Source organism: Janthinobacterium sp. P210006, from assembly GCF_036231885.1.
GTDB lineage: Bacteria > Pseudomonadota > Gammaproteobacteria > Burkholderiales > Burkholderiaceae_D > Janthinobacterium > Janthinobacterium violaceinigrum.
Window position 1 is genome coordinate 55,960 of sequence record NZ_JAZARD010000004.1, and the last position, 21,181, is coordinate 77,140.

16 protein-coding genes are annotated in these 21,181 nt (G+C 64.6%); 7 read left to right on the plus strand and 9 right to left on the minus strand.

Annotated features, from left to right (window positions below):
• Positions 1–2 precede the first annotated feature (2 nt).
• Together VPH41_RS19990 and VPH41_RS19995 are read right to left on the minus strand one after the other, a co-directional pair.
• Complete coding sequence (locus tag VPH41_RS19990; protein WP_328571287.1) at positions 3–2,501, minus strand: TonB-dependent receptor; 2,499 nt, start codon at positions 2,499–2,501, stop codon at positions 3–5.
• A gap of 97 nt (positions 2,502–2,598) precedes the next feature.
• Positions 2,599–3,060, minus strand: coding sequence for an Lrp/AsnC family transcriptional regulator (locus VPH41_RS19995; RefSeq protein WP_070217690.1), 462 nt, complete (start codon positions 3,058–3,060; stop codon positions 2,599–2,601).
• A gap of 99 nt (positions 3,061–3,159) precedes the next feature.
• On the opposite strand from VPH41_RS19995, the gene ilvB reads away from it, so the two are divergent.
• Positions 3,160–4,926 (plus strand): biosynthetic-type acetolactate synthase large subunit, encoded by a 1,767-nt coding sequence (ilvB, locus tag VPH41_RS20000; RefSeq protein WP_328571288.1) that lies wholly within the window; start codon positions 3,160–3,162, stop codon positions 4,924–4,926.
• Between the two features lie 32 nt (positions 4,927–4,958).
• On the opposite strand, the gene VPH41_RS20005 is transcribed toward ilvB, so the two are convergent.
• The gene (locus tag VPH41_RS20005; RefSeq protein ID WP_328571289.1) at positions 4,959–5,828 is read right to left on the minus strand and encodes a helix-turn-helix domain-containing protein; all 870 of its coding nucleotides are present in this window, start codon (positions 5,826–5,828) and stop codon (positions 4,959–4,961) included.
• A 136-nt stretch (positions 5,829–5,964) separates the two neighbouring features.
• Here VPH41_RS20005 and VPH41_RS20010 point away from each other — a divergent pair, with 136 nt between their 5' ends.
• Genes VPH41_RS20010 through bamE form a run of 5 tightly spaced genes read left to right on the plus strand, consistent with a single transcriptional unit; the run spans position 5,965 to position 9,403 of the window.
• On the plus strand, positions 5,965–7,407 hold the full coding sequence (locus VPH41_RS20010; protein ID WP_328571290.1) for a cytochrome P450: 1,443 nt from the start codon (positions 5,965–5,967) through the stop codon (positions 7,405–7,407).
• 35 nt (positions 7,408–7,442) lie between these two features.
• Positions 7,443–7,904, plus strand: a complete 462-nt coding sequence (locus VPH41_RS20015; protein ID WP_287774287.1) for a GNAT family N-acetyltransferase — start codon at positions 7,443–7,445, stop codon at positions 7,902–7,904.
• A complete protein-coding gene (locus VPH41_RS20020; protein WP_328571291.1) occupies positions 7,901–8,260 on the plus strand; it encodes a nucleotide pyrophosphohydrolase in 360 nt (119 codons plus the stop codon). Before VPH41_RS20015 ends, VPH41_RS20020 begins: the two co-directional genes overlap by 4 nt.
• 49 nt (positions 8,261–8,309) lie before the next feature.
• Positions 8,310–9,098 (plus strand): hypothetical protein, encoded by a 789-nt coding sequence (locus VPH41_RS20025; protein ID WP_287774290.1) that lies wholly within the window; start codon positions 8,310–8,312, stop codon positions 9,096–9,098.
• Complete coding sequence (bamE, locus tag VPH41_RS20030; protein ID WP_328571292.1) at positions 9,095–9,403, plus strand: outer membrane protein assembly factor BamE domain-containing protein; 309 nt, start codon at positions 9,095–9,097, stop codon at positions 9,401–9,403. Before VPH41_RS20025 ends, bamE begins: the two co-directional genes overlap by 4 nt.
• A gap of 95 nt (positions 9,404–9,498) precedes the next feature.
• Here the strand turns inward: bamE and VPH41_RS20035 are convergent, their stop codons facing one another.
• The 3 genes from VPH41_RS20035 to VPH41_RS20045 all read right to left on the minus strand — a co-directional run bounded on the left by VPH41_RS20035 (position 9,499) and on the right by VPH41_RS20045 (position 14,878).
• A complete protein-coding gene (locus tag VPH41_RS20035; RefSeq protein WP_328571293.1) occupies positions 9,499–11,160 on the minus strand; it encodes a methyl-accepting chemotaxis protein in 1,662 nt (553 codons plus the stop codon).
• Positions 11,161–11,607: 447 nt separating this feature from the next.
• Positions 11,608–13,761, minus strand: coding sequence for a DEAD/DEAH box helicase (locus tag VPH41_RS20040; RefSeq protein ID WP_328571294.1), 2,154 nt, complete (start codon positions 13,759–13,761; stop codon positions 11,608–11,610).
• Positions 13,762–14,032: 271 nt separating this feature from the next.
• Entirely contained in the window at positions 14,033–14,878 is an 846-nt protein-coding gene (locus tag VPH41_RS20045) for an alpha/beta fold hydrolase (protein ID WP_152283996.1), read from the minus strand.
• A gap of 135 nt (positions 14,879–15,013) precedes the next feature.
• On the opposite strand from VPH41_RS20045, the gene VPH41_RS20050 reads away from it, so the two are divergent.
• Positions 15,014–16,630, plus strand: a complete 1,617-nt coding sequence (locus tag VPH41_RS20050) for a M28 family peptidase (protein WP_328571295.1) — start codon at positions 15,014–15,016, stop codon at positions 16,628–16,630.
• Between the two features lie 47 nt (positions 16,631–16,677).
• On the opposite strand, the gene VPH41_RS20055 is transcribed toward VPH41_RS20050, so the two are convergent.
• The 3 genes from VPH41_RS20055 to VPH41_RS20065 form a co-directional block, all read right to left on the minus strand.
• On the minus strand, positions 16,678–17,094 hold the full coding sequence (locus tag VPH41_RS20055) for an SRPBCC family protein (protein WP_152283998.1): 417 nt from the start codon (positions 17,092–17,094) through the stop codon (positions 16,678–16,680).
• A 140-nt stretch (positions 17,095–17,234) separates the two neighbouring features.
• Positions 17,235–17,933, minus strand: a complete 699-nt coding sequence (locus VPH41_RS20060) for a dienelactone hydrolase family protein (protein ID WP_152283999.1) — start codon at positions 17,931–17,933, stop codon at positions 17,235–17,237.
• Between the two features lie 90 nt (positions 17,934–18,023).
• Positions 18,024–21,167: a polymer-forming cytoskeletal protein gene (locus tag VPH41_RS20065; RefSeq protein ID WP_328571296.1), complete on the minus strand. Its 3,144-nt coding sequence runs from the start codon at positions 21,165–21,167 to the stop codon at positions 18,024–18,026.
• Positions 21,168–21,181: the final 14 nt, after the last annotated feature.

The following is a 21,181-nucleotide window of genomic DNA, read 5'->3' on the forward strand; positions in this document are numbered from 1 at the left end:
CGTTAAAACGCGTAACGCACGCCCACATTCACGCGGCGCGGCGCGCCTGCCGCATAGAACGTCGCGTTGACCATCGGATACGCGCCATTCGCGGCGGGCAGCGGGCGGGCGGCGAAATTGCCGTTGGCATCGAAACCCGTCGCGCCCAGCTGGGCCGCCGTCGCGTACTTGCGGTCGAACAGGTTGTTGACCTGGGCAAATACGCTGAGGCGGGGCGTCAGCTGGTACTTGCCGTTCAGCTCGACCACGGCGTAGCCGGCGCTCTTGCCCGGCCCCAGGTACGACGGGCCGCCCGCCTGGTGCCCATTGTTTTCATTGCCGCGCGCATAGGCGCTCGACACGGCCGTCATGGCCAGGCCCACCGTCCAGTCGCGTCCGCCCTCGTAATCCACGTGCGCTTTCAGGATATGGCTGGGCGCCAGGGGAATGCGGTTACCGGGCGTGAGGACGATATTGCCTTCCAGGCCGGGCGCCGCCGCATCGCTGCTGCTGTTGGCGCTGCCGTTGACCACTTCGCGGCTTTGATACGTGGCCTGCAGCCACGTGTAGTTGACGCCGAAGTCCAGCGCGCCCGCCTTGCCATCAAGCGCCAGTTCCACGCCCTGGTGGCGCGTCTTGCCGAAATTTTTGAAGTAGCCAAACCCCGCCTGGTTGTCGGCCACGAACAGGATGTCGTCGTGGTTTTCTGCGCGGAACACGCCCGCGCTCCAGCGGGCCACGCCGGCAAACGTGCCGCGCACGCCCGCTTCCCACGTCTTCGTCACCACCTGTTTCAAGGGCGGGTCGCCGGCCATGGCGTTGGGCAGGCGGCACGGGTTTTCCGGGTCGGCGCAACCGAGTTCGATGGCCGTCGGCGTGCGGCTGCCTTCGTTGTAGCCGAGGTAGGCGCTCACGCCCGCGGCCGGCGCATAGGCCAGGCCGATGGCGGGATTGAAGCGGCTGAAACGGTGGTCGCCATCGAGCGAGCCGCTGCCGCCGCCTGGCGTGATGGCGTCGCGGTTGCGCACGGTGCTGCGGTTGTAGCGGCCCGCGACGGTCAAGGTCAGATCTTGAGTGAACGCCATGCTGTCGCTCGCATACACGCTCCACGTGCGCATGCGCCCGCTCAAGTCGACCCGGTTGTCCACGGGCGTGCCGTCGTCATCGATTTCCGTGCCGTCGGCAAAGAAATTCACGGGCGTGATGCTGCGGTCCGGATTCAGATAGCCGAACTGGCTGGTCTGGCGAAACGTGGCGTGGCTCACGTCGTAGGCGGCACCGGCCGTGAGCGTATGGCGCGCTCCCGCCACATCGGCCAGCACAGTGAACTGGCCCGAAAACCCATAGTTTTCCTGCTCAGTATGGCTGCGGTTGATCATGCCGTTGCATTTTTCGGCCGGCTCATCGTTCAGCAGCACGTTGGCGATGCAGCGCCATTTCGGAAAAGGCGTGTTGGATGCGTTCGCGCCGCTGGCAGGAAAGCCCGTGTAGCCGGCGGCCGCCAGCGCCGCCCGCTCGGCCGCGCCGGGCTGGTAGACGGACTGGTCGAGCGATTCGTCGTTCAGGTCGCCGTTAAACGTATGCGTGTCGATCTTGCGGTAATACACATTGCCGGACAGTAGCGAGGCCCCGCTGACCTGGTGCTTGCCCGTCACGTTCAGCAGGGTCGACCTGTTTTCCGTCAAGTCCGGCTTGGTGTAGACGCTGCGGTAATCGCGCGCCAGCAGGCGCTGTTCCTGCAGGCCGTTGCCCGTCAGCGCATTGTCCGCGTGGGCCACGGTGGCGGCAATGTCCGTGCGCGCATCGCCCCAGCCCAGCTTGCCAAATACCTGGCGCACGTCGGACGGCGAATCGTCGCGCCAGCCCTCTTCCTTGAAACGGTTGCCCGTCACGTACCAGTGCCAGCCCTGCGCATTGCTGCCGCCATGTTCGGCCTCCACGGCGCGGCGCTGGTGCGAGCCCAGGCGCGCCTCGATGGCCGTGCCGGGACTGCTGCGGCCATCCTTGGTTTGCAGGGCCAGCGCGCCGCCCAGGGTGTTCAGGCCAAACAGGGGATTCGAGCCCGGCATCAGGGTCAGCGACTCGATCGCCATGCGGGGGATCAAGTCCCAGCTGACGACGTCGCCAAACGGCTGGTTCAGGCGCATGCCGTCGAGGTAGACGGACAGGCCCTGGGGCGTGCCCAGCAAGGGCGAGGCCGTGTAGCCGCGGTAGCTGACATCGGGCTGGAACGGATTGTTCTGCACCTCGTTCACATACACGCTGCCCAGGTTGCGGCGCAGGAAGGCGGAAATGTCGAGCGCGCCGCTGCGGGCGATCTGCTGCGCGCTGGCCGTCTGCACGGGTGCGGCCAGGGTATCGCGCGGCTGCTCCACGGTGGGCAGCGGCATGCTGCCCGTGATGATGACGGTGGGCAAGTCGCCCGAGGCGGCCAGGTGCGCGGCCAGGCTGGCGGCAGCCGGTTCGGCGGCCTGCGCCTGGCACAGCGCCATGGCGGCGGCTGCAAATAAAGTCAGTTTCATGCTGGTCCCCAGTGGTTTTATCGTGGTTTTTATTACTGTCCAGTATCGGACAGCCACCGGGAGATGGACTAGGGAAAAACTCCCGCCGTGCGGGGGACTAGCGTTGCAAGGGCAGGTAGCTCTGTTTGAGCTGGCGCAAGACAAAACTCGATTTGCTGTGGCGGATGCCGGGAATTTTATACAGGCGCTCGCGCAGCAGGCGTTCGTAGTCGCGCGTGTCGCTCACGGCGATGCGCAAATAGTAATCGTAGTCGCCGGAGACGAGAAACGCTTCCAGCACTTCCGGGATCATGGCCAGCGCGTGGCCGAACTCGAACAGGGCCTGGTCGGAATGGTCGTCCAGGGTCACTTGCACGATGACGGTATCGGCCAGCCCCACCTTGGCCGCGTTGACGTTCACCGTGTAGCCCTCGATGACGCCATCGTCTTCCATGCGCTTGATGCGCGCCCAGCATGGCGACGACGTCAGGCCCACCTTGGCGCTCAGGTCGTGCAGGCTGATGCGGGCATCCTGCTGCAGGGCCGTCAGGATGGCGAGGTCGAATTTATCCAGTTTCATTCTGCTTTTCCCTATCATCTCAGCAAATTTTGCTTATATATGCATTTTATACGAGAAAACCAGCAGCCTTTTCTGCGCCAGCAAGCAGAAAATAGGCACATGAAACCCGATCCCGCTCCCCTCCTCGCCCCGCCATCCGATACCGCCGCGCCACGCAATGGCGCCAGCATCCTGATCGACACCCTGCTGGCGCTGGGCGTCGACACCGTCTTCGGCTATCCGGGCGGCGCCGTGCTGCCCCTGTACGACGCGCTGCACGCCCAGCCCCGTCTGCGCCACGTGCTGGTGCGCCACGAACAGGCAGCCGTGCATGCGGCCGAAGGCTATGCGCGCAGCACGGGCCGGCCCGGCGTCGTCTTCGTCACGTCCGGCCCCGGCATGAGCAATACCACCACGGGCTTGCTCGACGCCCTGTGCGATTCGGTGCCCGTCATCTGCATCAGCGGCCAGGTGGCCACCACCAGCATCGGCACGAACGCCTTCCAGGAATGCGACGCGCTGGGCATTTCGCGCCCCGTCACCAAGTGGAACCGGCAAATCCGGTCCGCCGATGAAACGGCTGCCGTCGTGCACGAAGCGTACGCGCAAGCCACGCAGGGACGGCCCGGCCCCGTGCTGGTCGATTTTCCCAAGGATATGCAGCTGGCGCCCGTCGCGCAGCACACGCCGCTGCCGCCCGCCGCCACAGCCCCTGCCGCGCCCCTGCCGCAGCTTGCCGACCTGGAGCGGGCCGCCAGCCTGATCGCCGGCGCGCGCCAGCCCGTGTTCTATGGTGGCGGGGGCCTCGTCAATTCCGGCCTCGATGCCTGCGCCACGTTTCAACAATTAGTGAAACTGGCCGCCGCGCCCTGCACCCTGACCCTGCTGGGCCTGGGCGCCTTTCCCGCCGCGCACCCCGCCTTCCTGGGCATGCTGGGCATGCACGGCACCCTGGAAGCGAACCTGGCCATGCACCACGCGGACCTGGTCGTCTGCGTGGGCGCCCGCTTCGACGACCGGGTGACGGGCCGCCTGGATGCGTTTTGTCCTGGCGCAAAGATCATCCACGTCGATATCGATCCGGCGTCGATCGGCAAGGTGGTGCGCGCCGACGTGGCCCTGCGCGGCGATTGCGCGCCCGTATTGGCCGCCTTGCTGGCGCAGCTGCGCGGACGCCTGCTGGCGGACCGCCAGCCGTGGTGGCAGCGCATCGACGGCTGGCGCGCGCAGGACAGCCTGGCGTTCGACGACACGCCCGAGGTGATCGCGCCGCAGGCGCTGATGCGGCGCCTGCAGGCGGCGCTGGACAGCATGGATGGCGGCGATGCCATCGTCTCCACCGACGTGGGCCAGCACCAGATGTGGGCGGCGCAGCACTTGCGCTTCGCGCAGCCGCGCCGCTGGCTGACTTCGGGCGGCGCCGGCACCATGGGGTATGGCTTGCCGGCCGCCATCGGCGCGCAAGTCGCCCATCCCGGCAAGCGCGTGGTGTGCGTCAGCGGCGACGCCTCGATCCTGATGAATATCCAGGAACTGGCCACCGCCGTGCAGCACCGCCTGCCCGTGAAAGTGGTGTTGTCGAACAATGGCTACATGGGCATGGTGCGCCAGTGGCAAGAGCTCATCCATGGTGGGCGCTACAGCCACAGCTACACGGAAGCGCTGCCCGATTTCGTCGCGCTGGCACGCGCGTTCGGCTGGCAGGCGCACACGGTGAGCCGGCGCGAGGAACTCGACGCAGCGCTGGCGGCCTGCCTGGCATCCGAGGGGCCCTACTTCCTCGACGTGCGCGTGCATGGGGCGGAAAACTGCTTCCCCATGCTGGCGCCCGGCGCGGGACACCATGAGGTGACTTTATCCAAAGGAAAGGTGTACAGCGAACGGTAGGTCGGATTGGCGGCGCAGCCGCCTAATCCGACCTACGTCCAGATCCTGTAGATCCAGTAGCTCTCGTCGTCGCGGATGGCGCGCGCCAGCTCGGTAGGGCTCAAGCCCGTGATTTCGCGCGTCTCGCGGCAGAAATGGGCCTGGTCGGCGTAACCGCCGCTGGCGGCGATATCGGACCAGGACACCGTGCCTTGCAGGATGGCGCCACGCTCGTCGAGAAACAGCTGTTCCGCGCGGCGCATGCGGCGCAAGGTGCGCATGGGCTGGCCGGCCCAGGCCTTGATGCGGCGCTCGATATTGCGCGCGCCGCTGGCCAGGCCCGTCGATGCCGCCTGCACGCCCAGGCGGCGCACCCAGTCCTGCACGGCGCCGGCCGGATGGTCGCCGCTCTTGCGCGCCGCCTGCCAGCGCGGCGCCAGGAAATCTTCCACCAGGCGCATGCGGACGTCATCATCGGGCGCGGCCAGCACGGCGTCCGACAGGACCAGCCAGTCGGCGCCAAACACGGCATCGAGCGGGCGGAACTGGTCCAGCAAGGCATCCATCGACACGCCCGTCAACGCATGCAGGGCGGCCGGGTAAAACATCACGACAAACGTATGCACGGGGCCGGGGTTATAGCTGACCAGCGGATACGAACGGGGGCCGCCGAACAGCGCGGGCGGCATGCGCACGTCCGGCAGCGACAGGCCCGGCGCGGCCGCTTCCACCTCGCCCGCGACGGTCCAGATGATGCTGCACATGGGCACGGCAGGAAAGCGGTTCAGGCGCTGGGCCGGCGGCAAAGGCGCGCAGCCCATGGTGTTGCGCACAAGCATGGCCCGCACGCAGGAGGCGAGCGCGGTGCGCGGCGCGATCAGGCGCGTGACGGGTGCGGGTGCGGAAGTCGGTGTGGAAGCCATGGCGGCCATTGTAGCGGGATTTTTTTGCTGCGCCACGCTGTCGTAAACGTTCAATACACGGGGACCGCAATCGCGTAGAGTATGGTTATTGTTGCAAGCAATCCTCATACTTTCACCGTATCGACAGGAGATGTTCATGCCGCCACTCGACCACGCCGCCGCGCCCGCCATCGCGCGGCCCTTGCGCCAGATCCGCCGCCTGCCGGGGCCGTTCGCCCTGCCCATCGTCGGCAACAGCCTGCAGATCAAGCTCACGCGCATCCACCGCGACGTGGAAGAGTGGGTGCAACGCTACGGCCCCTACATGCGCGCCTGGTTCGGCCGCACCCTGGTGCTGGTGGTGGCCGACAGCGAGGCCGTCGGCGCCGTGCTGCGCGACCGGCCCGACGGTTTCCGCCGCCCCCTGAGCAGTTCCATCGCCTCCGACGAAATGGGCGGCGTGCCCGGCCTGTTCCTGGCCGAGGGCACGGAGTGGCGCAACCAGCGCCGCATGGTCATGGCCGGCATGGCGCCCGGTGCCATCAAGGCGTATTTCCCTGCGCTGGTGACGGTGGCCCAGCGCCTGCAGCGCCGCTGGCATCTTGCCGCCACGCAAGGCCAGGCCATCGACCTCGATGGCGACCTGAAACGCTACACGGTCGACATCATCGCCGGCCTGGCCTTCGGCACGGAAGTCAATACGCTCGAATCGGGTGAGGACGTGATCCAGCGCCACATGGACGACATCCTGCCCGCCGTGGCGCGGCGCAGCCTGTCCATGTTCCCGTACTGGCGCTATTTCAAGCTGCCCGTCGACCGGCGCCTGGACCGCGACGTGGCGGCCCTGTCCGCCGCCGTGGCCGGCCTGGTGCAGCAGGCGCGCACGCGCATGGCGCACGACCCGGCACGGCGCGAGCGTCCGCCCAACCTGCTCGAAGCGATGATCGCCGCCGCCGACCTGGAAGGCAGCGGCGTGAGCGACCGCAACGTGGCCGGCAATGTGCTGACCATGCTTCTGGCCGGCGAAGACACGACGGCCAACACGGTGTCCTGGATGATCTATCTGTTGCAGCGCCATCCGCATACCCTGGCCCGGGCCCGCGAGGAAGTGCGGCGCGTGGCGCCCGACGCGGCCCGCTTCACGATCGAGCAGATGGATAGCCTCGACTACCTGGGCGCCTGCGCCAGCGAAGCCATGCGGCTGAAACCCGTGGCGCCGTTCCTGCCCGTCGAGGCGCTGCGCGACACGGTGATCGGCGATATCGCCGTACCGGCCGGCACGCTCGTGTGGTGCGTGATGCGCCACGACACGGTGTCCGATGTACATTTTCCCGACGCGCAGGCGTTCCAGCCCGAACGCTGGCTGGCCGAGGGCGGCGAGGCAAACAACAGGCGCGCTTCGATGCCCTTTGGCGCCGGCTTGCGCACGTGTCCTGGCCGCTATCTGGCCTTGTTGGAAATCAAGATCGCCATGGCCATGCTGCTGGGCAGCTTCGACATCGCCGGCGTCGACACGCCCGATGGCGGCGAGGCGCAGGAACTGATGGGGTTTGTCATGTCGCCCATCGGCTTGACGATGCGCCTGGCGCGGCCGCAGTGATACCATGGGGGAAATCCCATACACGTGACTCCCCCATGACCATCCGCCTGGAATCGCCGCAGCAAGCCGACGTGCAAACCCTGATCGCCGAGCTTGATGCTTATCAACAAACCCTGTATCCGGCCGAGTGCGTCTACTCGCTGGACCTGGCATCGTTACCGCCGGACAGCCTGCTGTTTGCCGTCGCCCGCGATGCGGCAGGTGCGGCGCGCGCCTGCGGCGCCATCGTCGTCACGCCCGATTTCGGCGAACTCAAGCGCATGTACGTGCATCCGGACAGCCGCGGCCAGGGCTTGGCGAAACGCCTGCTGGCCTTGCTGGAAGAGCAGGCGCTGGCGCGCGGCTGCCGCTTGCTGACCCTGGAAACGGGCATCCACCAGCCCGACGCCATCGCCCTGTACGCGCGCCACGGCTACCAGCGGCGCGGACCGTACGGCGATTATCCGGACGATCCGTTCAGTGTCTTCATGGAAAAACCGTTGCAGGCGGCAGCATGAACGCGCCCGCCGACAGCCTGCTCGACATCCGCGCGCGCCTGCGTGCCTTTGCCAGCGAACGCGACTGGGACCAGTTCCACACGCCGAAAAACCTGGCCATGGCCCTGTCCGTGGAAGTGGCGGAACTGGTGGAACACTACCAGTGGCTGCCCACGGGCGCCGATGGCGAACTGGACGAGGCGAAGCGCACGGGCATCCGCCACGAACTGGCCGACGTGCTGATGTACCTGGTGCGCCTGGCCGACAAGAGCGGCGTCGACCTGCATGGGGCCGTGCTGGAAAAGATGGCACTCAATGCGCAGAAATACCCGGCGCAGCAGGTGCGCGGCGACGCGCGCAAATATAGCGAATACTGATCCCCCCACCCGTGCGTGGCTGCCGCGCGAAAAGGCGTAGCATTCAGGCATGCGTATTCATCTATCACTGCTGCTCGCTTGCCTGCTGCACGCCCCTGTTGCGCTGGCGCAAACTACGCCCGTGCCGCAAGTGAAAGTGGACGCCACGCGCGACCCCGTCGATAAATCCTACCGCAAGATGCTGCAGGGCGTGGACCGCTTCGAGCGCGACCATGCGCTGGCGCCGCAGGCCGTGCTGCGCTTCCGTTTGCTACCGCGCCAGCCGGGCGTGGACATGACGGGCGTGCAGCTGCGCATCGCCGGCGACACCGTCAGCATCCCCCTGCCCTTGGCTGAGGACAACAGCTTTGCCCCCGTGCGCAATGCGCAAGCGGCGCGCGAAGACGCCGTGCTGATCGCCAACCGCAAGGCCACGACCATGAGCTGGCGCGCACAGGTCATCACGCCCGGCTTGCCGCCCGGCACGCGGCGCCTGGGCGACTTGCGCCTGGAATGCCGCGCCGGCATGGATTCGGGGCTGATCTCGAACGACCCGCAAATCATCGCCTGGCTGTCCAGCATGCTCTACAGCACGGACAAGGTGTGTTCCGAGCCCGATGGCAATTATCTGTTCTTCACGGAGCGTCCCCTGTTCGGCGTCACCCTCGTGCATGGCGAGCGCCGGCTGGCCTTGCCATTCACCATGCTGTACGCGGGCGGCGAGCAGACGCCCGCCTCGCTGCCCTATTGCGATTGCCAGGTCTTGCTTGACCGCACGTATTACGCCCCCCTGTGGGACCAAAACTGGCCGGACGACACCCTGCTGGAATTTACTTACATGGACGAGGTGGCGCCATGAAGGGCCTTTCGCTGATCGTGCTGATGCTGCTGGCCGCCTGCTCCGGCACGCGCGCCTTGCAGGCCAGCAAGAATGTCCCGTACGCCACCCTGGAGCAGGTGGTGCAAGCGGGCAGCAGCACGCGCGAGCAGGTGCGCGCGGCGCTGGGAGACAGCACCTCGATTCGCTTCGACAGCGGCAATGAAGTGTGGATGTACACGTATCCGACGGCCTCGGGCGCGCAGGGCGAATATGTGATTCTGTTTGGCGGGGATGGGGTGGTGCGGAAGGTGCGCAGCGGCGAGGTGTACCGGGTGAAGCAGTAAGAGTAAGCCCACAGACAAAACCCGGGGGGAATGCTCCCAATGGGAAGCATTCCGGTCACGCAGTGACTGACCCCGGCTTTTCGCCGTTGGGGTAATTATCTTGCCTTCAGCAAGCCCCGCGACGCCACGCCGGCCGCCACGCTGGCGCTGCGGCCCACGCCGACAGCCTTGCGCTTGGGCGACGCCTTCAGCTTGAAGATGCCGATCGACTGGGCCACGCTGTTGGTGCGCTGCGCCAGGTTGGTGGCCGCGGCGGCGGCCTGCTCCACCAGCGCCGCATTCTGCTGCGTGATGCCATCCATGTGGATGACGGCCTGGTTGACTTGCCCGATGCCCTGGTTCTGCTCGCGCGTGGTGGATGAAATCTCGTCCATCACTTCCGTCACCCTGGCCACCGAAGCGATCACTTCCGTCATGGTGGCGCCCGCATTGCTGGTCAGCACGCTGCCCGCATTGACGGTGGCGATCGAATGGTCGATCAGGTTTTTCACCTCTTTCGCGGCCGTTGCCGAGCGCTGCGCCAGGCTGCGCACTTCGCCGGCCACGACGGCAAAACCGCGGCCGTGCTCGCCCGCGCGGGCCGCTTCCACGGCCGCGTTCAAGGCCAGGATGTTCGTCTGGAAGGCGATACCGTCGATCAAGCCGATGATGTCGAGAATCTTGCGCGACGACGTGCTGATCTCATCCATCGTCGTGACCACTTCGCTGACGATGGTGCCGCCCTTGGCCGCCACGGTGGACGCCTGCGCCGCCAAGTCGTTGGCCGTGGCCACGTGGTCGGCGCTGTTCTGTACGGTGGAGGTCAGCTCTTCCATGCTGGCCGCCGTCTGCTCGAGGCTGGACGCCTGCGATTCCGTGCGGCTGGACAAGTCCATATTGCCCGTGGCAATTTCCGCCGTGGTGATGCGGATATCCTCGAAGTTGGCGCGCACGTCGCCGATGATGCTGTGCAAGTTGATGTTGGTCTGGCGCAAAGCCGCCATCAATTGCCCCATGTCATCGTCGCGCACCTTATCGATCACGCCCGTCAAGTCGCCGCCCGCCATCTTGCGGGCCACCGTGATGGCGTCGCCCAAGGGGGCGACGAGGGAATTGTGCAGATGCGCCCAGAAATACAGCATCAGCGCCACGGCGGCGGCGGCAGCGCCGCTGAGCCAGCTGCGCGTGGCCGTGCTCGTATCGCCATCGATATTCCACACGGCGCAGCCGAGGATGGCCAGCACCACGCCAAAGACGATGCAATGCAGGGCCAGGTCCTGCGACAGGGTCAGCTTGCGCCATTCGGCCAGCTTGGCGGCCCAGCCCTGGCGCACGACGCGGCCATTGCGGATCGCCAGGTTGGCGCTATTGCCATCCTTGAAGCTTTTATACAGGGCTGCCGCTTCATTGATCTGCTCGCGCGTGGGCTTGGTGCGCACGGACATATAGCCGATCGGGCGGCCGTTTTCGATGACGGGCGTGATGTTGGCGAAGACCCAGTAGAAATCGCCATTCTTGCAGCGGTTCTTGACCATGCCGGTCCAGGGCATGCCCGTCTTGATGGTGTCCCACAGGTCGGCAAACGCTTCGGCCGGCATATCGGGGTGACGCAGGATATTCTGTGGTGCACCCAGCAGTTCCATTTCTGAAAAGCCGCTGACCTCAATGAAATACTGATTGGCGTAATTGATGTTTCCCTGTAAATCCGTAGTGGAAACAATCGTCATGCCTTCATTTAATACGTATTCATTTTGCGTGATAGGCGTATTGACCCGCATCGTCGCTCCTCTATTTTTTTCAACTAGCATAACAAAAACATAAAAACAATATACCACATCAAGCAGTCATGATATATCGCCTCGGCGACAGTGACTCTGGTCAAACAATTTAATAAAAGTCAATTCTTTTATGTTTTAGGATTTATTTTGAATCAACTTGATTGATTTTATTGAAATTCAAAACTTTAATAACGTGCAGTATGAATAATTAATTAAATATTATTTATCGTTATCCGGCGCGAGAAACAAGCCGCATCTGCCGATTAAAAGATGGCAACGGCAATCCGATAGGAAAAACCCATGGCGCCGCCCTCCGCCCGGATAATGGAGCGATAAGGTTCATTTCTGAAGGGAAAATAAAAACTGGCGCGAGCGCGCCAGTGGGAGATGTGTCTCCAATCCGCGACACAGGCGCCGCAGCGCCTGCACGGGAATGGATGTCAGCTGTTACTTGTAGGTCTTGCGCGGTGGCGATTTCGGACGCGGTGGCGCAGGCTTGCGCTCCGTCGTGCCGTCATCCAGGCTGATGCGCAGTTTCTGGCCCGAGACCACGACCGATTTCAGGTGGTCGAGGATTTCCGGCGGCATGCCTTCCGGCAGGTCCAGCACGCTGTAGTTGTCAAAGATATCGATGCGGCCGATATGCTTGGCTTCCAGGTTCGCTTCGTTGGCGATGGCGCCGACGATGTTGCTTGGCGTTACGGCGTGCTCACGGCCCACTTCGATGCGGTAAGCCGTCACGCCGGGACGTGGACGCTCCTTCTTCGGCGCGCGCGGCGCAGGTGCTGCGTCGCCCGAGTCCGCTGGCGCATCCTTGAACGCTGGCGCGGACTTGGCGGCAAACGGCTTGCGCGGCGCGGCTGGCGGCGCCAGGTCCGGCGCGTCGCCGTCGCGGCTGATGCGCAGCTGCTGGCCCGCCACCCACACGGTTTTCAGCTGGTCCAGCAATTCTTTCGGCATGCTGTCTGGCAAGTCCAGGACGCTGTAATCGTCGTAGATTTCAATGCGGCCGATGTTTTTCGAATCGATGCCCGCTTCGTTGGCGATGGCGCCCACGATATTGCCAGGCTTCACGCCATGCTGATGACCTACCTCAATGCGGAAGGTTTGCATGCCGGCGTCGGCTGGACGTTGAATGCGTTCCTTTTTCGGGAAGGCCGGGCGTTCGCTGCGCTCGTTACGGTCGAAGCGGTCGCCCCGTTCCGGACGGTCGTTGCGTTCGAAGCGGTCTTGGCGTACTGGACGGTCGTCTTGCCACGTGGCTTGCTCGCGCGCCTTGTTCTTGTCCAGCAACAGAGGCACATTGCCACGCGCCATCTTCGCCAGGGCGGCGGCGATTTCGATGGCGGGAATGTTCTGTTCGCGTTCAAAATCTTCGATCAGCGACTGGAACTGCTCCAGTTCGCCCAGGGCCAGGGTTTCGCTGATCTGTTCCTTGAACTTGGCGATACGCACGTCGTTGACGGCCTGGATCGTTGGCAATTCCAGCATGCCGATCGGCTGGCGGGTCGAGCGTTCGATGGCTTTCAGCAAGTTCTTTTCACGCGGGGTGATGAACAGGATCGCTTCGCCGCTGCGGCCGGCGCGGCCCGTGCGGCCAATGCGATGGGTATAGCTTTCCGGATCGTGCGGCACGTCGTAGTTGACGACGTGGCTGATGCGCTCGACGTCCAGGCCGCGGGCGGCCACGTCGGTGGCCACGAGGATGTCGATCTTACCGTCTTTCAACTGCTGGATCGTGCGCTCGCGCTGCGCCTGCTGGATATCGCCATTGATGGCGGCAGCCGAGAAGCCCCGTGCCTGCAGCTTGCTGGCCAGCTCTTCCGTGCCCAGCTTGGTGCGGGCGAAGATGATCATGCCGTCAAACGCTTCCGCTTCCAGGATGCGGGTCAGCGCGTCGAGCTTGTGCATGCCCGACACCAGCCAGTAGCGCTGGCGGATGTTGTCGGCCGTGCCCGTTTTGGCGGCAACCGTTACTTCGGCCGGGTTCACCAGGTAGGTCGTGGCGATGCGCTTGATGACGGAAGGCATGGTGGCCGAGAACAGCGCCGTTTGATGGCCTTCCGGTGTTTCCTGCAAGATGCGTTCGACATCGTCGATAAAGCCCATGCGCAGCATTTCATCGGCTTCGTCCAGCACCAGGGTCTTCAGCTTGGACAGGTCGAGCGAACCCTTGTCCAGGTGATCGATGACGCGGCCAGGAGTGCCGACGACGACGTGCACGCCGCGGCGCAGGGCCGACAGCTGCGGGCCGTAGCTTTGGCCGCCGTAGATCGGCAGCACGTGGAAGCCGGGGATGTGGGCAGCGTACACCTGGAACGCTTCGGCGACCTGGATGGCCAGTTCGCGCGTCGGTGCCAGGACCAGGGCTTGGGGTGAGCTTTGTTTCAGATCAATGCGCGACAGGATAGGCAAGGCGAAGGCGGCGGTCTTACCCGTGCCCGTTTGCGCCTGGCCCAGCACGTCGCGGTTAGCGAGCAATAATGGAATCGTGGCCGCCTGGATAGGCGACGGTGTTTCGTAACCGACATCCTTGAGCGCGCGAACCAGCGGCTCGCTCAGGTTAAGGTCGGAAAATAAGGAAATTGGTGTATCAGACATGAAATCACTCACAAGTTCGCTCGAATCGCCCAATGCGAAAGAGTGTATCTGCTAGTTTACTCTTTACTGGACCTTACCGGGTGGCTGCATGCCGCAGAACGCCGTTTTTTGCGCCATATCTACCGAAAAAAGGCAGAAAAATCGGCGATCCGCACGCATTTGGCGCGTGATTTTGCCAACATTAAACGATACACAACAATGTGCCGCCCGCGCCTGTTCTACACGGCAACAGAAACGGCGGGCGCCCCAATCCCATGGCGCCCGCCCCGCTTCAGGTGCGCAGGAACTCCAGCAAGTCCTCGTTCAGGCGGTCCTTGTGCGTCGTCGCCAGACCGTGCGGCGCGCCCGCATACACGAGCAATTTACTGCCGATGATGAGTTCGGCCGTGCGCCGCGCCGAGGCGGCGATGGGCACGATCTGATCGTCGTCGCCATGGATCACCAGGGTGGGCACGTCGAATCTGGCCAGGTCGCTGGTGAAATCCGTTTCCGAAAACTGCTTGATGCACAGATAGGCGGCCGGCATGCCCGCCTGCATGCCCTGCAGCCAGAAGCTGTCGCGCACGCCCTGCGACGCGGTGGCGCCGGGACGGTTGTAGCCATAGAAGGCCTCGCTCAAGTCGCGGAAGAAGGCGCTGCGGTCGGCCTGCACGCCCGCGCGGATGCCGTCAAAAACGGAGAGCGGCAAGCCCAGCGGGTTGTCCGGCGTCTGCAGCATCAGCGGCGGCACGGCGCCCACGAGCACGGCGCCGGCCAGGCGCTGCGTGCCGTGGCGGCCGATGTAGCGCGCCACTTCGCCGCCGCCCGTCGAGTGGCCCACCAGGGTGGCGCCCGTCAAGTCCAGCGTGTCGATCAGTGCGGCCAGGTCATCGGCATAGGTATCCATGTCGTTGCCGTCGAAGGGCTGGCTGGAGCGGCCGTGGCCGCGCCGGTCGTGCGCGATGACGCGGTAGCCGTGCGAAGCCAGATAAAACATCTGGTCTTCCCAGGCGTCGGACGACAGGGGCCAGCCGTGGCTGAAGACGACGGGCGGGCCGCTGCCCCAGTCCTTGTAGTAGATCAGGGTGCCGTCGGCGGTACGCAGGGTATTACTCGATTGCAAGTTAATGGCAGTCATGGAACGCTCCTTGTCGGTGGGCCAGCGGCCATTGTGGCCGCAATCGGCTCGCGCGCGCCGCGCGCTACGCCAGAGCATTGCGGTAGAGTAAGATTACCGCTGCTTTGCTTTCCCGTATTCACTTTTGGAGTTGTCATGCGCTTTACCTTTGTCCTCGCCGCCAGCCTGTTCGGCACGGCCGCCCTCGCCCAACCGCTCGTTGCCGAAGCGCCCCTGCGCGCCCACCTGTCCTTCCTGGCCGACGATTTGCTCGAAGGACGGGGCACGGGCCAGCGCGGCGGCGACCTGGCCGTGCGCTACCTGGAAACCCAGGCAGCCGTGGCCGGCCTGCAGCCATTGCCGGATGGCACCTACCGCCAGGCGCTGACCATCGTCGGCAGCAAGGCCTTGCCATCGAGCACCGTGACGTTCAGCGCGGGCGGCAAGACCTTGTCTCCCGCCGTCGGCAAGGACATCGTCTTCGGCGCCGCCAATGGCCAGGAAAAAGTGGCGTTCGACGCGCCCGTCGTGTTTGCCGGCTACGGCATCCGCGCCCCCGAGGAAAACTGGGACGATTTCAAGGGCGTCGACTTGAAGGGCAAGCTGGTGGTGATGATGGTCAACGACCCGCAGCCGACCGCCAGCGAGCCGAACCGCTTTGCCGGCAAGTCGCTGACCTACTACGGCCGCTGGGTCTACAAATACGAGGAAGCGCTGCGCCAGGGCGCCGCCGGCGTCTTGCTGATCCACACGACCGCATCGGCGTCGTATCCGTGGTCCGTGCCGGCCAACGGTTTCGGCCATGAGCGCTTCAGCCTGGCTGGCGCGGGCAATGCGATGGAAGGCTGGCTGCAGGAAGACATGGCGCGCGCCCTGTTCCAGGCGGGCGGGCAAGACCTGGATGCCTTGCGCGCGCAGGCGGAAACGCGCGCGTTCCGCCCCGTGGCCTTGAACGCCACGGTCAAGGTGGCGCTGAACAGCCAGATCCGCAGCATCGAGCAATTCAACGTGGCCGGCATCGTGCCCGGCACGGACCCGAAGCTGAAGGACGAGGCCGTCATTTACTCGGCCCACTGGGACCACCTGGGCAAGGATGACGAAGGCAGCGCCCGCTCAGGGCAAAGCGATCACATCTACAACGGCGCCATTGACAACGCTTCGGGCGCGGCAGCGCTGCTGGCCATGGCCCAGGTTGCCGTCAAACAGCCGGCGCGCCGCACGCAGATCTTCCTGTGGCCGGCCGGCGAGGAAACGGGCATGCTGGGCAGCACGGCCTACACGCGCAAGCCATTGTGGCCGCTGGCGAAAACGGCCGCCGACCTGAACCTGGACAGCATGAATTTCGTCGGCAAGACGCACGACATCGGCGTGGCCGGCGCCGAGCGCAGCAGCCTGTACGCCAGCGCCGCCAAGGTGGCCAAGCGCATGGGCCTGCGTTTGGCACCCACCATTCCCGACCTGTCCGGCGCCTTTTACCGGGCCGACCACTTTGCGTTTGCCAAGGCCGGCGTGCCCGCCTTCAACGTGGGCTCGGCCGTGTTTTCCGGCGACGGCTCGTTCGACTTCGTCAAGGACCCGAAAGCATCGAGCGAGCGCCTGGTGGCGTTCAAGAAGGATTACCACCAGGTCACCGATGAGTACCACCCGTCGTGGGACCTGTCGGGCATGGTGCAGCAGGCGCAGTTCACCCTGAACCTGGGCTATGAAGTGGCGAACGACAAGAATTTGCCGGTGTGGAACAAGGGCGAGGCGTTTGGCAAGGTCAAACGTTAAGACTTTCCACGCATACGAAAACACCGGCCTTGGCCGGTGTTTTTCATTTAAATCGCCATGATGCGTTTCAGGTCGACGAATGCCGTTTCGTACAGGTGCTGGAACGCGCCGATCATGACTTCTTCCACGCCTTCGGCCGCGTCGAACTCGCTCGACCATTCCGCCACGCAGGAAGCGCCGCCCGGCTCGCCCGTGACGCGCAGGGTGGAGCGGTAGTTCTTGACGGGGATCGGGCCCGATACGATGGTATAGCTGTAGCTCTTGTCCGCTTCGCTGTAGCTTTGCAGGCGTTCGGCGATGATGGCGCCGTCCGTGGTTTTCAGGCGGCGCACGCGGCCGCCGTGCTCGGACAGGCTGGTCTTGATCGAGCTCGACCATTCAGCCAGCGACTGGAAGCCGCCGATAAAATCCCACACGCGTTCGGCGCTTGCCGCCAATGTTACAGAAACAATTACTTGGGCCATCTTTAATTCGGTTCCTCATCCAGGTTTGCCGGGCGCGGCGCCCGGCCGGCCGGAGTTGCCCGGCACAGCCGCTATTTTAGCGCCCGCGCGGCTTTGCTGCTGAGCGGGCATCCACGGCCATCCTGATTTCGGCCCCCGTCTTACAGATTTTCCGCCAAGAAAATCAGGGAATTGCCGTGCGCGTGGGCGGCGGCGCGCTGCTGGTAGCTGTCGCGGTGGGTGCAGTTGAAACCGTGCTCGGCGCCCGGATAGATATGGATTTCCACGTCTTGCCGGTCTTCGAAGCGCTCGGCGATCTTTTGCACGGCCTCCGGCGCAATGTGGCTGTCCTGGCCGCCAAAATGCATGAGCAGCGGCACCTGGATCCGGTCGGCCAGGTCCAGCTTGTTCTGGATGCCGCCGCCGTAATAGGCGATGGCCGCGTCGACCAGGCCGGCCGCGGCCGTCTGGAACGACAGCCGGCCGCCGAAGCAGTAGCCGACGGACGCCAGCTTGCCCGTCACTTCCGGACGCGCGCGCAGGACGGCGATGGTGGCCTTGATATCGCTCAAGGCATGTTCGTTATCGGTGGCTTGCATCAGTTCCACGGCGCGCTTCCAGCCGTCCGCATCGTAGCCGAGCTCGATGTGCGCGCCGGCGCGCCAGAACAGGTCCGGCACCAGCACCACGTAGCCATCGGCCGCGTACTGGTCGGCCACGGCGCGGATGTGCTCGTTGACGCCGAAAATTTCCTGCAACAGGATGATGGCGGGGCCCTTGCCCACGTGCGGCACGGCCAGGTAAGCCTGGAAGCTGCCGTCCGGGCCGGCGATATCGATCCACTGCGATGTTGTGCTCATAGAAACTCCAGTCTGAGGTTGGGGGAATGCCACAGCCTGGCATGTTACTGGTTTTTCGCCCTGCCTGCGTCCGCCCGCCTTTGCCCTGCCTCAATACATCTCGCGCAGATAAATCACGGGACCCGACTTGAACACGCCAAAGACGACGATGCCCACGGTGCTGGCCAGGTAGGGATGGTTAGTAGCGGACACGTCCACGCTGCCGCTCCTGTTGGCGCCGGGCGCCAGCAACGTCAGGAGATTGGCTTGCGGCAATGTGCCTTGCGCAACGGTGTACGTCCGGTCATCGACGGCCAGCTTGGCGCAGTCCAGCGTTTTCTTGCAATTGGCCAACACCACGTCCGACTTGTTCAGTGCGCTGATGCTGTCGAGCAGATTCGTCGTCCATTTCTTGCCGTTCCAGTACTGGACTTGCACGGCCAGCCTGACGGGCAGCAACTCGGAGCCATAGCCGTGGGGCACCATCCATTGCCCCGACAGCACAGTCATCCGTGCCTCGTTCTGGATCACTGGCGAGATTGAGCTGACGACGGCGCCGCCCGGATAGGTGCTGCTGGCGCGCAAGCGCACGTCGGTGGGTGCCACCTTCGCCGGCATGCCTGCCTTGCCCGGGAAACGGTAGGCAACCATGGGCGAGGCAACGCCCAGGGTGAATTTCGCGGGCGCCACGCCGGTGACGGTCGTTTGCGCCTTGCTGCCATCGGTGAGGCGGCTGCTGCCATCAGCGGTACTCGGCGGAAAGGCCGTGGCCCCCGTGGCCGCATCCCAGCCATCGAGCAGCACGGGCGCCAGGACGGTCGGGTTGCGGTCGTCATAATTTTTGGTCGTCGTCTCCCCCAGGGCGCGCGCCGTCACGCGCACGCCTATCGCCTGCCCCGAGTAGGCGTAACGGCCGTTCTCCCCATCGTTGGCACAGATGAGCGGCGCAGCGCATGGCGTGGCGATGCCGTTGGACGCTTTGGGCAAGTCGCCTTGGCTGTTGTCCTTGATCAGTTCCGTGACGAAGTGGTGCGGGATGAACTGCACCGCCTTGCTCACGCTTGGGACCGGCGCAGCAAGGTTGGCATTCAGGTAGCCGTTGGGATTGGCCAGATTGAAGGCGATAGTGATCGTTCCCACTTCCGGCCAGTTCATGTCGCTGCTGTCAACGGCGCCATTCTTGAAGACCACGCCTCCCTGCACGGCTGGCTTGGCTGGCGCGGCGATCTCGCTCGCCGTCGGCCTGACCAGGCTGGCCAGTGAAGGCAGCGCCGTCTCTGCGACCTTTTCATTGCCGAAGTTCGGCGTCAACTGGCCCGCGTTATTGAGCGCGCTCATGCTGACCGCCACGGGCGCACCCGCGCGCTGGGGCGTGGCGATGGCAACGGCGCTGAACGCGGCCGGCACGACGATGACGCTGCCGCTGCCCGTCATGCTCAAGCCGGCGTCGCCGGTAATGGCCGATCCCGTATAGGTGGCCTTCAGATTCAGCTGTCCCACGTCCGCATACGACATCAGAGCCGTGGCGATGCCCAGGCTGTTGAACGCCAGGTTGACGGTCGCGCCCCCCGTGCTGCAGGCACTGGTGCTGTTCTGGGCCAGCGGCACGAAAGTTCCCGTCCCCTGCACAAGAACAGGCAGGGTACCGCTGGCGGGATTGGCATAGCTGCAGGCGAGGTTCAGGTCCTTGCTGGTATTTTTGAACAGGGGCACGCACGCCTGCGCGTTGGGGGAAGCCTGCACGGCGCTGACGTCGAACGCCTTTTGCGTGGCCGAGACATGATTGACGGGAATGACCGTCAAGCCTGTCGCCGCAAAGTTCATGTCGCAGCTGCTGCTATTGTCCGATGTGCGCTTGCACACGAGCGCGCCCGTGGTGCCGGGCACGCTGGTCAGGCTCAAGGTGGCCGTGCCGACCGTGTACTGGCGCACGCTGGCCGTTGCCACCCCGCTGCTGTCTATCTGCGTCGCCGTGCCGCCAGGGCTGACGGTGACACTCGCGCCGTTCGTGTACTTGGCGCTGCAGGCGGCATCCGCGCATGCCGTCACCGTCACCGTCTGCGGCGCGCACGTCAGGGCATTGCCCGAATGCTCGATCTGGAAGTGGTGCGGCCCTGCCAGCGTGCCGGGGCCGCACTTCGGCCCCATGGGGTCGGTGTAGGGCCAGCCGCTGTTGTTCGTCACGCAGCTGCATGGATTCGATGGCGTATATGCCTTGCAAGTGATGGTTTGCTGCACCCGGCCCTGCCAGCCCAGGGTGATGTGGTCGACCAGGGCGTTGCCCGTGATATAGGCGTTGGACGAGTCGAGCGTCACGTTGCCGCCCTCGACATTGCCCTTGACGCCATTGCCGGACGCAATGGTCAGGGAGCTGGAGGCTTTCACATCGCCCGTGACGAGCAGGCCGGACGCCTTCAGGTCGATGCTGGGCGACGTCAGGTTGCCCTTGACCTGGCTGCCGGAACCGACCGTCAGCGAGGTGCTGGCCGTGATATCGCCCTGCACCTGGCTGTTCGCTGCATCGATGCTGACGACGGGCGCCTTGGTGCTGCCCTTCAGGTTGCTGCCCGAACCGAGGCTGAAGGAATTGACGGCCGTCACGTCGCCCGTGATCGTCACGCTGGAACTGGTGCTGACGCTGCTGCCGCTGACGGGTCCCGTTATCGTCGAACTGGAACCGATGCTGACGTTGCCGCTGGCCTTGATGCTGCCGGTAATAGTGACATTGGAATTGGTGGTGATCGTACCGCCGTTGAGGGCGCCATTCACGGTGGAGCCGGAGGAAATGTCGATGCTGCCGCCCGTGGCCGTGATATTGCCCGTGACCCGCACGGGCGTACCGCCCAGGATCACGGCGGCAGCCGAAATATCGGCCACGATGACATTGTTGCTTTGCCCGCCCACTTTGAAGCTGCCGCCCTTGGCCGTCAAACTGCCGCCCGTGATCTTCAGGTTCGGCGTATTGGTGTTGCTGAAGTCGAGATTCCTGTTGGCCGTCAGCGATGCCGTGCCGCTCATGCTCAAGCCCTGGTTATAGCCGATGCTCACATCGCTGTTGACCGTGACGCCGTAGCCGCTGGCGATGACGACGGCATCCGTATCGCCCATCTGCAAGCTGGCGCAAGTGTATTGGGTAGCTGACGGCGCCAGCGTACAGCCGCTGACGGCGCCGCCATTGAAATTGAGCGTGGCCGCGTGGGCCAAGGATGAGCCCAGCAGCAATGTCAGGGCAGTCAAAATGTGGAGTAAGCGCACGATATCCAGGAATC

Bases quoted from the DNA above. Each gene is read 5' to 3' on its own strand.
- VPH41_RS20035 (WP_328571293.1), bottom strand. From the start codon at position 11,160: ATGCGGGTCAATACGCCTATCACGCAAAATGAATACGTATTAAATGAA.
- VPH41_RS20040 (WP_328571294.1), bottom strand. From the start codon at position 13,761: ATGTCTGATACACCAATTTCCTTATTTTCCGACCTTAACCTGAGCGAG.
- VPH41_RS19990 (WP_328571287.1), bottom strand. From the start codon at position 2,501: ATGAAACTGACTTTATTTGCAGCCGCCGCCATGGCGCTGTGCCAGGCG.
- VPH41_RS20060 (WP_152283999.1), bottom strand. From the start codon at position 17,933: ATGAGCACAACATCGCAGTGGATCGATATCGCCGGCCCGGACGGCAGC.
- bamE (WP_328571292.1), top strand. From the start codon at position 9,095: ATGAAGGGCCTTTCGCTGATCGTGCTGATGCTGCTGGCCGCCTGCTCC.
- VPH41_RS20025 (WP_287774290.1), top strand. From the start codon at position 8,310: ATGCGTATTCATCTATCACTGCTGCTCGCTTGCCTGCTGCACGCCCCT.
- VPH41_RS20010 (WP_328571290.1), top strand. From the start codon at position 5,965: ATGCCGCCACTCGACCACGCCGCCGCGCCCGCCATCGCGCGGCCCTTG.
- VPH41_RS20055 (WP_152283998.1), bottom strand. From the start codon at position 17,094: ATGGCCCAAGTAATTGTTTCTGTAACATTGGCGGCAAGCGCCGAACGC.
- VPH41_RS20045 (WP_152283996.1), bottom strand. From the start codon at position 14,878: ATGACTGCCATTAACTTGCAATCGAGTAATACCCTGCGTACCGCCGAC.
- VPH41_RS20050 (WP_328571295.1), top strand. From the start codon at position 15,014: ATGCGCTTTACCTTTGTCCTCGCCGCCAGCCTGTTCGGCACGGCCGCC.
- ilvB (WP_328571288.1), top strand. From the start codon at position 3,160: ATGAAACCCGATCCCGCTCCCCTCCTCGCCCCGCCATCCGATACCGCC.
- VPH41_RS20015 (WP_287774287.1), top strand. From the start codon at position 7,443: ATGACCATCCGCCTGGAATCGCCGCAGCAAGCCGACGTGCAAACCCTG.
- VPH41_RS19995 (WP_070217690.1), bottom strand. From the start codon at position 3,060: ATGAAACTGGATAAATTCGACCTCGCCATCCTGACGGCCCTGCAGCAG.
- VPH41_RS20020 (WP_328571291.1), top strand. From the start codon at position 7,901: ATGAACGCGCCCGCCGACAGCCTGCTCGACATCCGCGCGCGCCTGCGT.
- VPH41_RS20005 (WP_328571289.1), bottom strand. From the start codon at position 5,828: ATGGCTTCCACACCGACTTCCGCACCCGCACCCGTCACGCGCCTGATC.